This is a genomic window from Microbacterium sp. CFSPD4_SD4, from assembly GCF_057364585.1.
In genome coordinates, this window is the sequence record NZ_JBNFOC010000003.1 from 246,339 (window position 1) to 260,623 (window position 14,285).

Genomic DNA, 14,285 nt, shown 5'->3' on the forward strand with positions numbered 1-14,285 from the left:
TCAGTCGGCCTCGACGTAGACCGTCGGGATCGCGGGGTCGGACTTGCTGAGCGCGAGGGCGCGCACCGGCAGCTCTTCGCGGACGCGCAGGTGGTGTGCGCGGGCAGCGGCGGTCCCTGCAGCACCCTCGAAGGCGCTGTCGATCTCCCCGCCGTCGACGAGGGTCACCTGGAGCGGGCGTCCGTCCGGGTGCTCGGCAGGCGTGTCGAGTGCTTCGAACCCGTCGGAGACGACGACCGTCTCCGCCGCGGCGACTCCGTCGCTGAGCGTGCGGAACGCCGCCTTGCGGCCGCCGAACGAGGCCTTGTCGGCGGACGCCTTGGCGACCCCGATCCACGAGCCGTCGGCATCCTGCCGGGCCACGAGCTTGTAGACCATGCTCGCGGTGGGATAGCCGGAACCCGTCACGACGGACGTGCCCACGCCGTACGCGTCCACGGGCGACGCGGCGAGAGCGGCGATCGCGTACTCGTCGAGATCGCTCGTGACCGTGATGCGGGTCTCGGTGGCGCCGAGCTCGTCGAGCTGTGCGCGCACCTCTGCGGCGACGATCGGGAGGTCACCGGAGTCGATGCGGACGCCGCCCAGCCCGGTCCCGGCCACCCGGATCGCGGTCTCGACGCCGGTGCGGATGTCATAGGTGTCCACGAGGAGGGTGGTGTCCACGCCCATGCTCTCGACCTGCGCGCGGAAGGCGTCCTCCTCGCTGTCATGCAGCAGGGTCCACGAGTGGGCGGCGGTGCCCATGGTCGGGATGCCCCAGGAGCGACCGGCCTCGAGGTTGCTCGTGGCGCCGAAGCCGGCGATGTAGGCCGCCCGCGCCGCGGCCACGGCGGAGCGCTCCGCCGCGCGGCGCGAGCCCATCTCGGCGAGCGGTCGCTCCCCGGCAGCGATGCTCATGCGCGCGGCGGCCGTGGCGACGGCGGAGTCGTGGTTGAGCACACTCAGCGCCAGCGTCTCCAGGACCACCGCGTCCGCGAACGAACCCTCGACCGTGAGGATGGGCGACCCGGGGAAGTAGAGCTCGCCCTCGCGGTAGCCGCGGATGGTCCCGGTGAAGCGGTAGCGCTCCAGGGAGGCGAGGGTCTCGGCGTCGACGACGTGCTCGTCGCGGAGGAAGCGCAGCTCGTCGTCCCCGAAGCGGAAGTCACGGAGCAACCCGAGCAGCCGCCCGGTGCCGGCCACGACGCCGAAACGGCGTCCGCCGGAGAGACGCCGGGAGAAGAGCTCGAAGACGCTCGGTCGGGACGCGGTGCCGTCCCGGAGCGAGGCGGCGAGCATCGTGAGCTCGTAACGGTCGGTGAGCAGCGCCGTCGACGTGGTCATGCGCTCAGCTTAGTGAGCGCCGCGATGCACGCGGCGCCGCGCACGCGGGTAGGCTTGGGGGTCATGAACGACGCGCCGATCGGGATCTTCGACTCCGGTGTCGGCGGGCTCACGGTGGCCAGGGCCATCCGGGCCCAGCTGCCCCGCGAATCGTTCGTCTACATCGGCGACACCGCCCACTCGCCGTACGGCCCCAAGCCCATCGCCGACGTGCGCCGCTACGCGCTCGAGGTGCTGGACACGCTGGTCGACCAGGGCGTGAAGATGCTCGTGATCGCCTGCAACACCGCGTCCGCGGCCATGCTGCGCGATGCGCGCGAGCGCTACGACGTGCCCGTCGTCGAGGTGATCGGTCCGGCAGTGCGACGCGCGGTGTCCACGACGAGGAACGGCCGGGTCGGCGTGATCGGCACGGTCGGCACCATCGGCTCGCGGGCCTACCAGGACATGCTCGAGGTGAACGAGCGCCTGCAGGTGTTCACGGCGGCCTGCCCCCGGTTCGTCGAGTTCGTCGAGGCCGGCGTGACCGGGACCCCCGAGGTGCTCGCCGTGGCCGAGGAGTACCTCGCGCCGCTGCGGGAGGCCGACGTGGACACGCTCGTCCTCGGCTGCACGCACTACCCGTTCCTCCGTGGCGCCATCAGCTACGTCATGGGGGAGGGCGTGACCCTGGTCTCCAGCGACGACGAGACCGCGGGCGACGTGTACCGCCAGCTCGTGCGCGGCGATCTGCTGGCGCCGCCCGACGCCACCGCGACCTACGTGTACGAGGCCACGGGCGACTCCGCCGACGACTTCACGGCGCTCGCGAACCGGCTCATGGGCCGCGAGGTGCGCGACGTGCAGCTCGTCCAGACCGGCGTCATCACGCTTCCCGATTCCGCCCTCGACGCGCGCTGAGCCCGTCGCTCCATCCCCGACCGAGAGAAGCACATGACCGACATCGTCCGCGCCGACGGCCGTTCCACCTCGCAGCTCCGCGAGATCACCATCGAGCGCGGCTGGAGCGCGCAGGCCGAGGGCTCGGCTCTCATCAGCTTCGGCGGGACGAAGGTGCTGTGCACCGCCTCGTTCACGAACGGCGTGCCCCGGTGGCTCACCGGCAAGGGCAAGGGCTGGGTCACGGCGGAGTACGCGATGCTCCCGCGCGCGACGAACAGCCGCAACGACCGGGAGAGCGTGAAGGGGCGCATCGGCGGCCGCACGCACGAGATCTCCCGCCTCATCGGACGCGCCCTCCGCGCCGTCGTCGACACCAAGGCGCTGGGCGAGAACACCATCGTCATCGACTGCGACGTGCTCCAGGCCGACGGCGGCACCCGCACGGCGGCGATCACCGGCGCCTACGTCGCCCTGGCCGATGCCATCGAATGGGGCCGGGACAAGAAGTTCATCGGCAAGAACTCGACGCCGCTGCTCGACTCGGTCTCCGCGGTGTCGGTCGGCATCGTCGACGGGGAGCCGATGCTCGACCTCGCCTACGTCGAGGACGTGCGGGCCGAGACCGACATGAACGTCGTCGTGACCGGCCGCGGCCTGTTCGTCGAGGTGCAGGGCACGGCCGAGGGAGCGCCGTTCGACAAGCGCGAGCTCGACGCGCTCCTCGACCTCGGGGTCGCCGGCTGCGCGGAGCTGAAGGACCGGCAGCTCGCCGCTCTGGCGGAAGCCTGAGCATGCGCGTCGTCCTCGCGACCCACAACCCGCACAAGGTCGGGGAGTTCCAGCAGATCGTCCAGCAGACGCGGCCCGACCTGGAGGTCGTCGGCTACGACGGTCCCGAGCCGGTCGAGGACGGGGTGACGTTCGCCGAGAACGCGCTCCTCAAGGCGCGAGCGGCCGCCGCGCACACCGGCCTCGCGGCGCTCGCCGACGACTCCGGCATCTGCGTGGACGTGCTCGGCGGGTCGCCCGGGGTGTTCTCGGCGTACTGGGCAGGACAGAAGAAGGACGCCACGGCGAACCTGGAGCTGCTGCTCGACCAGCTGCGTGACATCGCCGACCCGCATCGCTCGGCGCACTTCACCTCGACCATCGCCCTCGTCCTCCCGGACGGTCGCGAGCACGTCGTCGAGGGGATCTGGCCCGGACGCCTCGCCCACGACGCCTCCGGGGGCGGCGGTTTCGGCTACGACCCGATCTTCATCCCGGACGGCCAGCCCGACGGCGCGGAGCGCACCGTGGGGGACTTCACGGCCGAGGAGAAGCAGTCGCAGTCGCATCGCGCCCGCGCCTTCGCGGCGCTCGTGCCGCTGCTCGCCGCGCTCTGAGGATCCCGCGGAAGAACCCCTGCTGACGGTGAGAATCGTTACTGTTCCCGACTAGGCGGAACGGCCTCTCCGCACCCGATGCCGGGCTAGCCTGGGGGCATGCACGATCACGCGCCCGCGCCCGGCGGTCTCCGTTCGGCGAGCAGCCGTCGCCTGCTCGCGATCTCGTTGACCCTCACGGCGACCGTGATGATCGTGCAGGTCGTCGGAGCCCTTCTCACGGGCTCGCTCGCGCTGCTCGCGGACGCCGCGCACATGTTCACGGACGCCTCGGCGCTCGTGATCGCCCTCATCGCCGCGACCGTGGCGGCGCGGCCCGCGGACGACCGGCGGACGTTCGGCTATCAGCGGGCCGAGGTGTTCGGCGCCCTCATCAACGCGGTCATCCTCATCGCCCTCGCCACCGTCGTCGCCGTGCAGGGGGTGCAGCGGCTGCTGAACCCCTCCGAGGTCGAGGTCGCGGGCGGGCTCATGCTCGTCGTCGCGGTCGTCGGCCTCGTCGCCAACGCGGTGTCGATGTGGCTGCTCAGCCGGGCCCAGCGCACGAACCTGAACGTGCGGGGCGCCTACCTCGAGGTGATGGGCGACCTGCTCGGCTCGCTCATGGTCATCATCGCGGCGGGCGTGATCCTCGTGACGGGCTGGATGCCGGCCGACGCGCTCGCCTCGCTGTTCATCGCGGCGATGATCATCCCGCGGGCGTTCGTGCTGCTCAAGGAGGTGTTCTCCGTGCTCGCCGAGTCGGCCCCGAAGGGCATGGCCGTCGGCGAGATCCGCACCCACCTGCTCGGCTACGACGGCGTCGTCGGGGTCCACGACGTGCACGTGTGGCAGCTCACCCGCGGGGCGCCCGTCTTCACCGCGCACGTCAGCGTGCGACCGGACCTGCTGGCGGACGGCCGCTCGGCGGCGCTGCTGTCGGAGATGCAGGCGTGCCTCGCGGATCACTTCGACGTCGCGCACTCCACGTTCCAGATCGAGCCGGCCGAGCAGAGCGACTGCGAACCGCACCACGCCTGAGCAGCGTGCCGCTCACGCCTCGACGGTGATCTCGCCGACGGTCTTGTCCGGGCGCAGACCTCGCCAACGCGCGTGCCGGAGGATGCCGTCCGGCGTCCAGTTCGCGAACTCCACCTCGCCCACGAGCTCGGGGCGCACCCACAGGGCGTCGGAGGAATCGGGTCGGGGCACGCCGTCGAGCGGTGCCCGCGGCACGCGCAGCGGCTCCAGGCGCGCGATGAGATCGCGAAGGATCCGGTCGGTGAATCCGGTGCCCACGCGGCCGATGTAGCGGAGGTCGCCGCCCTCCGGGACCGCGAGGAGGAGAGAGCCGAGAGTGCCCTCCCGCTCGCCCTTTCCCGGGCGGATGCCGACGATCACCGCCTCCTGCATGCGGGTGTTCTTGAGCTTCAGCCAGGAGGGCGAGCGCTGGCCGGCGCGGTACCGCGACGCCGGATCCTTCACGACGACGCCCTCCAGACCGAACTCCTCGCTCGCCGCCAGTGCCGCGTCCACGTCGTCGAAGACGGGTGGGACCTGGATGGGCGCGTCGACTCCCGCCACGATGTCACCCAGGAGCGTGCGGCGCTCGCGGAGCGGCATCCCGGTGAGGTCGTGGCCGTCGAGGCGGAGCAGGTCGAACAGCATGTACACGACCGGTGTGCGCACCACCTCACGCTCGATCTCCCGGGGCCGGGTGAGGTGCATGCGGTTCTGCAGCAGGGAGAAGCTCGGCCGGGCGGCGCTGTCGAAGGCGACGATCTCCCCGTCGACGATCGCCTCGTCGACCGGGAGGAACGGGGCGCCGTCGGCCGTCAGCTCGGGGTAGCGGGCGGTGATGTCGGTGCCGCGACGGGCGTGCAGCGACATGTGCCCGTCGCGCCAGGTGCCGATCGCACGGATGCCGTCCCACTTCACCTCCACCCAGGACGGGGTGCTGAGGTTTCGAGCGATCGCGGGGGTGCCGTTCTCGGCGAGCATCGCGGCGAGGGAGGGGAGGGTGGTCCCGGCGGGTGACGGTGCGGGCGCGGCGAGCGGCCGTCCGCGGCGGGTGGGGGCGGGGGCCGCCGCCCGGATCGCGGGAGCCGGGGGCGAGGCGGGCACGTTCGAGGGCAGTGCCGGAGCGTCGGGGCGGAGCGACGAGAGGGGGTCGAACCCCGCAGCCGCGCGTGCGAGCACGTCGTCCAGTTCGAGGTGGGCGAGCCCCGGGTCGTCGAGCTCCTCCCACGTGCGCGGCGACGCGACGCCGGGGCGGCGCGCCCGCGCAGGGAGTACGGGGAGATCGTCGTCTTCTTGCCGTTGTTCTGGCTCCAGTCGAGGAACACCTTGCCCCCGCGCACGGCCTTGGACATGACGCTCGTCGCGAGGTCGGGGTGGTCGTTCTCGATAATGCGGGCCAGTTCTTTGACCACGGCGGAGACCTCGGCGCTGGTCTGCTCGCCGGGCAGGGACGCGTAGAGGTGGATGCCTTTGCTGCCGCTCGTCACGGGCAGGGGGTCGAGGCCCATGCCGGTGAGCAGCGTCCTGGCGATCCGGGCGACCTCGGCGCACTGCGCGAGGTCGGCGCCGGGTCCGGGGTCGAGGTCGAGCACGAGACGGTCCGGGCGTCCGGGCAGACCCTCCGGGGTGAACCGCCACTGCGGTACGTGCAGCTCGATCGCCGCGACCTGCGCGAGCCACACGAGCGTGGGCACGTCCTCCACCAGCGGATACGCCTTGGGGCCGTCGGAGTGCTGGATGTCCTGCCGCGGGATCCAGTCCGGAGCCCCGGGCTCGAGCTGCTTCGTGAAGAACGAGTCTTCGGGGGCGGCCGCGGTGCCGACGCCCTCGACCCAGCGCTTGCGGGTGACCGGGCGGCCGTCGAGGAGCGGTAGGAGCAGCGGCGCGATGGCGGTGTAGTAGGCGATGACCTCGCCCTTGGTCGTGCCCGTCTCTGGATAGACGACCTTGTCGAGGTTGGTCACGCGCAGTCGCCGGCCGTCGACCTGTACGACCTGCGCCTCTCCCACCATGGAGCCAGCGTAGTCAAGGGGTGGTCGTGACGGGTGGGGCTGGTGTCTACTGGTGTGATGAGGACGATCTGGAAGGGCGCCCTGACGTTCGGGCTGGTGAACGTGCCGGTCAAGGTGTACTCCGCGACCGAGGACCACGACGTGCCGCTGCATCAGGTGCACGACAAGGACGGTGGCCGCATTCGCTACCAGCGGACGTGTGAGGTGTGCGGCGAGACGGTCGCCTACTCCGACATCGACCGCGCCTACGTCGACGACGGGCAGACGGTCGTGCTCACCAAGGACGACCTCGCCGCGCTGCCGGCGGAGAAGAGCCGCGAGATCGACGTGGTGGAGTTCGTGCCCTCCGAACAGGTCGATCCGCTCACCCTCGACAAGCCGTACTACCTGGAGCCCGACTCGAAGTCGCCCAAGGCGTACGTGCTGCTGCGCAAGACCCTGGAGCAGACCGACCGCACCGCGATCGTGCGGTTCACGCTGCGCCAGAAGACGCGGCTCGCCGCCCTGCGCGTGCGGGGCAAGGTGCTCGTGCTCCAGACGCTCCTGTGGTCGGACGAGGTCCGGGAGGCAGAGTTCCCGTCCCTCGACGAGGACGTGCGGATCTCGAAGAAGGAGCTGGAGCTGTCGTCTTCGCTCGTGGACAGCTACTCGGCGGACTTCGACCCTGAGGAGTTCGTCGACGAGTACCAGAAGGAGCTCCGCACACTCATCGACGCGAAGATCGAGGCCGGGGAGACGTTCGATGTGGCCGAGACGTTCGGCGGCGACGGCGAGAAGGCGGCGGACGGCGGCGAGGTCATCGACCTGATGGAGGCGCTGCGCGCGAGCGTTGCCCGCTCCAAGGAGAAGCGCTCGAAGAACGCGGGCTGATCCGCGACGGGGTCAGTGCTTGCCGTCGCCGTCGAGGTCGGGGGCCCGGTCGAACACGTCGGCGTCGAGGACGAGCTCCTCCGCCTCCTCGTGGTCGGTCACGACGTCTTCGCCCGCGGCCGCGGCCTTCTTCGCCTTGTGGCGCTCGGTGAGGTAGTGCCACAAGGTGACGATCGCCGTACCGCCGACGGCGATGAGCAGGATGATGTCGATGTACTCGACGACGAGGTGCCGGATCCACGGGATGTAGGCGATGAGGTAGCCGACCATCGTGAGGCCGAAGCCCCAGATCATCGCCCCGATGAAGTTGTAGAGCGAGTAGCGCCGCCAGGGCATGTGGCCCACGCCGGCCGCGACCGGAGCGAACGTGCGCACGATCGGCACGAAGCGCGCCAGGATCACGGTGAGTCCGCCGAAGCGCTCGAAGAACGCGTTGGTGCGCTCGACGTTCTTCCTGCTGAACAGGCCGGACTCCTTGCGTTCGAACACCGCGGGGCCGCCCTTGTGCCCGATGACGTAGCCGACCTCGCCGCCGATGAACGCCGAGAGGGCGATGAGCAGCGAGACGACCCAGATGTTCACGCCGAAGACGTTGCTCGTGTGGGTCAGCAGGCCCGCGATGATGAGCAGCGTGTCACCGGGCAGGAGGAAGCCGACCAGCAGACCGGTCTCGGCGAAGATGATGAAGCAGACCACGAGGAGCGCCCACGGACCCGCCGCCCCGATGATCGTCTGCGGATCGAGCCACGGGATGAGCGCGGTGGGGGCGTGCAGCATGCTTTCGAGCACTGGCGGGATTCCCGTCGGTCGTGAGGTGTCGGCGGTGGAGCGATGCGGGCGCCGAAGCACCCGTCGTGCGGAAGGTGGGACTTGAACCCACACGCCCTGGGGCACAGGAACCTAAATCCTGCGTGTCTGCCAATTCCACCACTCCCGCGCGGTGGCTTCAGTCTACTGACCCGCGCGCTGTTCGACCCTGGGGATCGTCCCGCAGTTCCGCGCCGTCACGCAGGGCGATGACGCTCCAGTCGGACGACGGCGACGAGGACTCCCGCCGCGAGCGCACCGAGTCCGCCCATCGCCATGTCGCCGATGGTGTCCTCGTAGGTGACGAAGATCTCGTCGGTGACGAAGGTGCGCCCCGCCCACTCGATCATCTCCCACACGGCGCTGGCCGCGAGCCCGATGACGGTGCAGAGGACGATCGGGATGCGGGGGCGGAACGCGGGTGACTCCTGCGCGGTGACGATGCCGAGGCGGGAGAGCACGAGGTAGGCGCTGGCGGCGAGGGCGCCTGTGCAGACGAAGTGCACGACGAGGTCCCACCCGGTGAGCGTGCGGTACAGGTCGAACACGTTGCTCGCCGCCGCGATGAGCACGATCAGGCCGATCGCGAGGTCGATGCCGCCGCGCATCCCGAGGACGCGGGGGAGCATGAGGGCGGGAAGGGCGAGCGCGAGGATGCCGGCGTCGGTCGGGGTCGACCAGATCGCCGCGACGAGGACGCTGAGGATGCCGATCACCCGGACGGCGTCGGCGCCGTACTCCGCCACGGACTGCGGCGGGCGGAGGAAGTCCTCCTTCATGCGGGCTCCTCGGGTACGGCAGCGGCGGGCGGGGCGAGATCGATCAGGGCGTGCAGGGGGAGGTGATCCGACGGCCAGCCCCCTCCATACTGCCGCGCATCGATGCCGGCCCGGCGCACGGGAAGCGCGGGGGAGACGAGGATGCCGTCGATGCGGCGTCCGCGGCGGGGCGACCGGTAGCCGGAGAACGTGCTCCAGGCGGGGGTGCGGCGGGAGACGGCGGCCGTCCACGAATCGCGGAGGACGCCGTCGGCTTCCAGGGCGCGCCACGGTGCCGAGCCCGCGGCGGCGTTGACGTCCGCGAGGAGGATGACGGGTGTCGCAGAGGCGACGGCGAGGTCGTGCACCGCCTCCGCCTGACGGAGCCGCGCCCACGGCGAGAACGCGTCGAGGTGGGTGTTGAGCACGGTGACGGGGGCGTCCGTGCGGCGGTCGCGGAAGGACGCCTCCACCGCCACCCGCGGCGCGACGCTCAGCCAGGAGCGGGAACCGGGGCGATCGGGGGTGCGGGAGAGCGCGACCTGTCGCCAGGTGCGCAGCTCCAGCCGATCGGCGTCGTAGAAGAGGGGACAGCCCTCGCCGCGGGGTCCGGGGAGGCGACCGTGGCCGACACGGCGGAACGACGGGCCGAGCGCGGCGGAGACGGCGGCAGCCTGCGTGGGAAGGGCCTCCTGCACACCGAGGAGGTCCGGCCGCTCGGTGCGCAGGAGCGCGGTGAGCCGGGGGCGTCGGATCTCCCAGCGGTCGGCGCGCGGCCAGGCGAGGGCACCGAGGTCGCGGCGGATGTTGAGGGTCATGACGTGCAGCTCGGTGGCGGACGGTGTTCCGAGGAGCGGGGCGGTCATCGGCGGGCTCCGGGCGCGGGGACGCCGAGGCGGTGCAGTACCCGGCGGAGGGCGAGCCGCACCCAGCGCACGGGAGGGAAGTCCTCCGGCCAATGTACGAGGACGGTGCGGGCGCCGATCCAGGCCCGACGGGCGAAGGAACGGCCGCTGCCGAACGGGCGCATGGAGATGCCCATGTCGGTGTGCAGGAGCCAGCGGATGCGGTGGCGCTCGCCGACGTGGAAGGCGAGGTCGAGGTCGTCGTGGAGTTCGGCGTCGGCGCGGTGCACGCGGGCCCGGACGGCGAGCCAGGCCGTGCGGCGGAGTGCGAGGTTCGACCCGAACAGCGGTGCGTGGCCGAGGGCAGAGCCGCAGACGACGACGTAGGAGAAGAGGTAGGCCGCCGCGAGGGGGCGGCGCAGGAACCGCGGGCCGTCCACGAAATGTGCCCCGCCGGTCCAGGCGCCGACCCGCGGGTCGCGTGTGCACGCGGTCGCCATCGTCTCGATCCATCGCGGCCCCGGGACGCCGTCCGCGTCGAGCCGCAGGATCACGTCGCCCGTCGCCGCGTCGTACCCGGTCGCGCTCGCCGCGGGGATGCCCGGGGTGTCGCACCGCACGACCCGTGCACCGTGCTGGGCGGCCACGGCGGCCGACTCATCGGTCGAGGCGTTGTCCACGACGATGATCTCGTCGGGCGGGAGCGTCTGCCGGGCGAGGGCGCGGAGACACCGCCGCAGTTCCGCCGCGTCGTCCTTGACCGGGATGACCACGCTCAGGGTCGGTTCGGGGGCGGCTGGTGTGGCGCGGTGCACGTCGTCTCCTCGCAGGTCTGCTCCTCAGCCTAAGGAGCGCGACGACGGGGGACGTACCGGTTGACACCGGGGCGGGCGGCTCGATACGGCGGCGTCAGGAGGAGCTCTCGATGCAGACCGCTTGTCCCTCGACGAACGTATCGATCGCGGTCCGGCGGAGTTCCTGTTCGCGGTCGGGGTCCGCGTCGTCGCCGTTCTGGACGCCGACACGGTAGTCGTAGAGCGCGCGCAGGTCGTCACTCACCGCCGTCGCCGCCTCCTGCACCTCGCCGTCGACGTCCAGCTCGGCGTACTCGTCGGCGAGCTCCTTCAGGCGCTCGGTCTGCTCCGGGCTCGGCCTGCCGCCGACCGTGTCCTTGGCGAAGAAGGCCTCGAGCTCCGTATCGACGGCGGCCACGCTCTGGCACTGCAGGAGATCGGCACTACTGGTGCAGCCTGACAGGACGAGAACGCCGAGGAGCCCGCACGAGACAGTGAACCGCTTCATGCCTGCACGGTACCGGGTGCCGGACGGCCTCCGTTCGAAGGCGGCGGATGGGGTGTGGATAACTCCACAGGCCGGGAGCGGAACGTTGCGAGGATGCAGGGATGGAGCAGCCCGCGTCGATCATCGCCGACCTCGTGAGGCGTCGGCTGCGGACCGAGGGGGTGGATCCGGCGACGGACCCGGAGCGGGCGCGGGAGGTCGCCCGGGCGGAGGTGCGGCGTCACGATGATCGGGCGCTCGCGCGGGGCGGCGTGCTGGTCGAGGACGAGGCGGCGTGCGTGCGGGACGTGCTGGCGGCGGTGAGTGGCTTCGGTGCTCTGCAGCCGCTGCTCGACGACCCGGGCATCGAGGAGGTGTGGGTCAACGGCGACGGGGTCGTGCACACGGCGCGGGGTGGGGTCGCGGAGCGGACGGCGCTGCGGTGGGACGGGGCGACGGTTCGGGATCTGGTGGAGAGGATGCTGCAGGCGACGGGGCGGCGGGTGGACATCGGGCAGCCGTTCGTCGATGCCTCGCTGCCGGACGGTTCGCGGCTGCACGTGGCGATCGCCGATGTCGTGCGCGGGGCGTGGGCGGTCAACATCCGCAAGTTCCTTCCCGGGCACCGCTCACTCGACGCTCTCACGGCGCAGGGCGCACTGACTCCCGATGCCGCGCGGGCCCTCGGTGAGGCGATGCGGACGGGCGCATCCGTGATCGTGTCGGGAGCGACCCATGCGGGCAAGACGACGATGCTCGGAGCGCTGCTCGCCGCCTGCGCGGCCGAACAGCGCATCATCACGGTGGAGGAGACGTTCGAGCTCGCGGTGGACGGCCCCGATGTGGTCGCGCTGCAGGGGCGTCAGCCGAGCCTCGAGGGGACCGGCGAGATCACGCTGAGGCGGTTGGTGAAGGAGGCCCTGCGGATGCGACCGGACCGGCTCGTGGTGGGGGAGGTGCGCGATGCGGAAGCACTCGACCTCGTGCTGGCGCTCAACACCGGAGTGCCCGGGGCCTGCACGGTCCACGCCAACTCCGCCGCGGAGGCGCTCGACAAGCTGTGCCTGCTGCCCCTCCTCGCCGGCCGGAACATCGACCGCGGCTTCGTCGCCCCGGCGATCGCGTCGTCCGTCGACCTCGTCGTGCACTGCACGCGCGATGCGGCGGGGCGCCGATACGTCGAGGAGATCGTCGCCCCGACGGGCGAGGTGATCGAGGGGCGGGTGCTCAGCACGCCGGTCTTCGGAGCCGGGCGCCCCCGCGGCCGATCGGGCCCGGTCGGCTCGGAGCCTCTCGCATGACGATCCTCCTCGGCGCGACGCTCGCGGCCGGCGTGCTCCTGATCCTGTCACCGTGGCTGTGGCCGGCGGGAGAACGCTCCGCTACTGCTCCGCATCGCGGTCGTCTGGCTCGTCTCGCGGGCGAGGCGGGGTTCCCGGCGGTGCAGACCCGCTCTCTCCTGATCGGCATCGCCGGTGCCGCGCTCGGCGCCGCCTCCCTCGCCTGGCTCGTCACGGGGAGCGCCGCGCTCGCGATCCTCGCCGGGCTGGCCGGAGGCACGGCGCCGATCGCCTACCTGCGTGGCCGCCGTCTGCGGCTGCGGCGTCTGCGGCGCCAGCTCTGGCCCGATGTCTGCGACCTGCTGATCGCCGCGATCCGCGTCGGTCTGTCGCTCCCCGATGCGGTGGCCACCCTCGCGGAATCGGCTCCACCGCCGCTCCGCCCCGCGTTCGACGTGTTCGCCCGAGACCTGCGGAGCAGCGGACGGTTCGACGCCAGTCTCGACCGGCTGAAAGCCGTCCTCGCTGATCCTCTCGGGGACCGGATCATCGAGACCCTGCGGATGGCGCGGCAGGTCGGCGGGACCGAGCTCATCGGCGTGCTGCGGGCGCTCTCCTCGTCGGTCCGTGCCGACGCGGCGCTCCGCGGCGAGGTCGAGGCGCGGCAGTCGTGGATCCGCGGGGCGGCCGTCCTCGGAGCCGTGGCGCCGTGGGTCATCCTCACCCTCCTGATCCTGCGCCCGGAGGGGGCCAAGGCCTATGGCACGCCGGAAGGGATCGCCGTGATCGTCGTGGGCGCGGTCGTGTCCGTCGTCGCGTTCCGCCTCATGATCCGGATCGGTCGGCTGCCCGAGCCGCGTCGGTGGTTCGGGTGAGCGGGCTCTCTGCGCTCGCCGTGGCCGTGCTGCTCGGCGGGGGATTCGCCGCGGGTGTCCTCTCGCTTCTGGCGGGCCTCCCGCGGTGGCGGGCGGCGTCGCTCGCGTCGCGGATCGCGCCGTACGTGCGGGACGTCGTCGACGACGAGGTGTTGCCGCGCGATGCCTTCCCCAGACCAGGCACCCTGCCCGCCGGAGGGTTCCGCCTCGGTGCGCGCGGGGCGCGGGCGCTCGACCGTCTGCTCGGCGGGACGGATGCTCTCCGACGGCGGCTCGCGCAGGCGGGGTCGACACTCGATCCCGTCGCCTTCCGCGGTCGTCAGCTCGCGGTGATCGTGAGCGGAATCGTCGCCGGGGCGCTCGCCGTCATCGTTCTCGTCGTGATGGGTCGGTGGTCGCTTCCGGTCGGGTCGATCCCGCTCCTCGCGGGAGCGGCGGCCGGTGTGGGGTACGACATGCGACTGTCGGCGCGGGTGCGTGCGCGGAAGGTGCGTCTGACCGAGGAGCTTCCGACGACGCTGGAGTTCCTGGCGCTCTGCCTCTCGGCGGGGGAGGGGTTCCTCGATGCCGTGAAGCGCGTGGCCGGTGTGGGATCCGGGGAGCTCACCGTGGAGCTGCGTCGCGTGGTGCTGGAGGTCGGGACAGGGTCGCCGCTCGCCGACGCGCTGAGCGCCATGGCGGCTCGGCTGGAGCTGCCGGGACTGACCCGGGCCGTGGACCAAATCGTCGCCGCGCTCGAGCATGGAGCTCCGCTCGCCACCGTCCTCCGCGCGCAGGCCGACGACACGCGGGAGGAGGCCAAGCGCACGCTCATCGAACAGGCCGGACGGAAGGAGATCTTCATGCTCTTGCCGTTGGTGTTCCTCATCCTGCCGTTGTCCGTCGTGTTCGCAATCTACCCTGGTCTGTTCATCCTGCGCCTCGGCATCGGGTGAGTGGTCGGCCGAGGCGGTCCCGGGGGCCTA

The 14,285-nt window shown here is 71.7% G+C and carries 14 protein-coding genes, 1 tRNA gene and 1 pseudogene; 8 read left to right on the plus strand and 8 right to left on the minus strand.

The genetic code is table 11. The features are described from left to right. Window positions 1-1,326, minus strand: coding sequence for a nicotinate phosphoribosyltransferase (locus AC2W7E_RS07530; RefSeq protein WP_025105319.1), 1,326 nt, complete (start codon window positions 1,324-1,326; stop codon window positions 1-3). 63 nt (window positions 1,327-1,389) lie between these two features. On the opposite strand from AC2W7E_RS07530, the gene murI reads away from it, so the two are divergent. The 4 genes from murI (at window position 1,390) to AC2W7E_RS07550 (ending at window position 4,613) form a co-directional block, all read left to right on the plus strand. Further along, window positions 1,390-2,226 carry a glutamate racemase gene (gene murI / locus AC2W7E_RS07535; protein ID WP_060923537.1) on the plus strand — a complete coding sequence of 279 codons (837 nt, stop codon included), beginning with the start codon at window positions 1,390-1,392 and terminating at the stop codon, window positions 2,224-2,226. 33 nt (window positions 2,227-2,259) lie between these two features. Then, a complete protein-coding gene (rph, locus tag AC2W7E_RS07540) occupies window positions 2,260-2,997 on the plus strand; it encodes a ribonuclease PH (RefSeq protein WP_315107371.1) in 738 nt (245 codons plus the stop codon). 2 nt (window positions 2,998-2,999) lie between these two features. Then, complete coding sequence (gene rdgB / locus AC2W7E_RS07545; protein WP_126893625.1) at window positions 3,000-3,593, plus strand: RdgB/HAM1 family non-canonical purine NTP pyrophosphatase; 594 nt, start codon at window positions 3,000-3,002, stop codon at window positions 3,591-3,593. A 99-nt stretch (window positions 3,594-3,692) separates the two neighbouring features. Further along, entirely contained in the window at window positions 3,693-4,613 is a 921-nt protein-coding gene (locus AC2W7E_RS07550) for a cation diffusion facilitator family transporter (RefSeq protein WP_025105315.1), read from the plus strand. A gap of 12 nt (window positions 4,614-4,625) precedes the next feature. Here the strand turns inward: AC2W7E_RS07550 and ligD are convergent. After that, window positions 4,626-6,604 (minus strand): annotated as a pseudogene (gene ligD, locus AC2W7E_RS07555) (non-homologous end-joining DNA ligase). A 57-nt stretch (window positions 6,605-6,661) separates the two neighbouring features. Between ligD and ku the strand changes: the two are divergent. Beyond that, entirely contained in the window at window positions 6,662-7,474 is an 813-nt protein-coding gene (gene ku, locus AC2W7E_RS07560; RefSeq protein WP_025105313.1) for a non-homologous end joining protein Ku, read from the plus strand. A gap of 12 nt (window positions 7,475-7,486) precedes the next feature. Here the strand turns inward: ku and AC2W7E_RS07565 are convergent, their stop codons facing one another. The 6 genes from AC2W7E_RS07565 to AC2W7E_RS07590 all read right to left on the minus strand — a co-directional run bounded on the left by AC2W7E_RS07565 (window position 7,487) and on the right by AC2W7E_RS07590 (window position 11,186). Then, window positions 7,487-8,251, minus strand: a complete 765-nt coding sequence (locus AC2W7E_RS07565; RefSeq protein WP_249520872.1) for a DedA family protein — start codon at window positions 8,249-8,251, stop codon at window positions 7,487-7,489. Between the two features lie 78 nt (window positions 8,252-8,329). After that, window positions 8,330-8,411: transfer RNA gene (locus tag AC2W7E_RS07570), tRNA-Leu, on the minus strand. A gap of 67 nt (window positions 8,412-8,478) precedes the next feature. Next, window positions 8,479-9,060: a DUF2238 domain-containing protein gene (locus AC2W7E_RS07575; protein WP_485988845.1), complete on the minus strand. Its 582-nt coding sequence runs from the start codon at window positions 9,058-9,060 to the stop codon at window positions 8,479-8,481. After that, window positions 9,057-9,905, minus strand: coding sequence for an endonuclease/exonuclease/phosphatase family protein (locus AC2W7E_RS07580; RefSeq protein ID WP_315109089.1), 849 nt, complete (start codon window positions 9,903-9,905; stop codon window positions 9,057-9,059). Before AC2W7E_RS07580 ends, AC2W7E_RS07575 begins: the two co-directional genes overlap by 4 nt. Continuing rightward, window positions 9,902-10,699, minus strand: a complete 798-nt coding sequence (locus AC2W7E_RS07585; RefSeq protein WP_485988846.1) for a glycosyltransferase — start codon at window positions 10,697-10,699, stop codon at window positions 9,902-9,904. The genes AC2W7E_RS07580 and AC2W7E_RS07585 overlap by 4 nt, the downstream gene beginning before the upstream one ends. Window positions 10,700-10,793: 94 nt before the next feature. After that, on the minus strand, window positions 10,794-11,186 hold the full coding sequence (locus AC2W7E_RS07590) for a hypothetical protein (RefSeq protein ID WP_485988847.1): 393 nt from the start codon (window positions 11,184-11,186) through the stop codon (window positions 10,794-10,796). 101 nt (window positions 11,187-11,287) lie between these two features. Here AC2W7E_RS07590 and AC2W7E_RS07595 point away from each other — a divergent pair, with 101 nt between their 5' ends. Genes AC2W7E_RS07595 through AC2W7E_RS07605 form a run of 3 tightly spaced genes read left to right on the plus strand, consistent with a single transcriptional unit; the run spans window position 11,288 to window position 14,255 of the window. Further along, window positions 11,288-12,466: a TadA family conjugal transfer-associated ATPase gene (locus tag AC2W7E_RS07595; RefSeq protein ID WP_315109082.1), complete on the plus strand. Its 1,179-nt coding sequence runs from the start codon at window positions 11,288-11,290 to the stop codon at window positions 12,464-12,466. Further along, complete coding sequence (locus AC2W7E_RS07600; protein ID WP_085603500.1) at window positions 12,463-13,320, plus strand: type II secretion system F family protein; 858 nt, start codon at window positions 12,463-12,465, stop codon at window positions 13,318-13,320. Before AC2W7E_RS07595 ends, AC2W7E_RS07600 begins: the two co-directional genes overlap by 4 nt. Further along, window positions 13,317-14,255 (plus strand): type II secretion system F family protein, encoded by a 939-nt coding sequence (locus AC2W7E_RS07605; protein ID WP_315109079.1) that lies wholly within the window; start codon window positions 13,317-13,319, stop codon window positions 14,253-14,255. Before AC2W7E_RS07600 ends, AC2W7E_RS07605 begins: the two co-directional genes overlap by 4 nt. Window positions 14,256-14,285 lie beyond the last annotated feature (30 nt).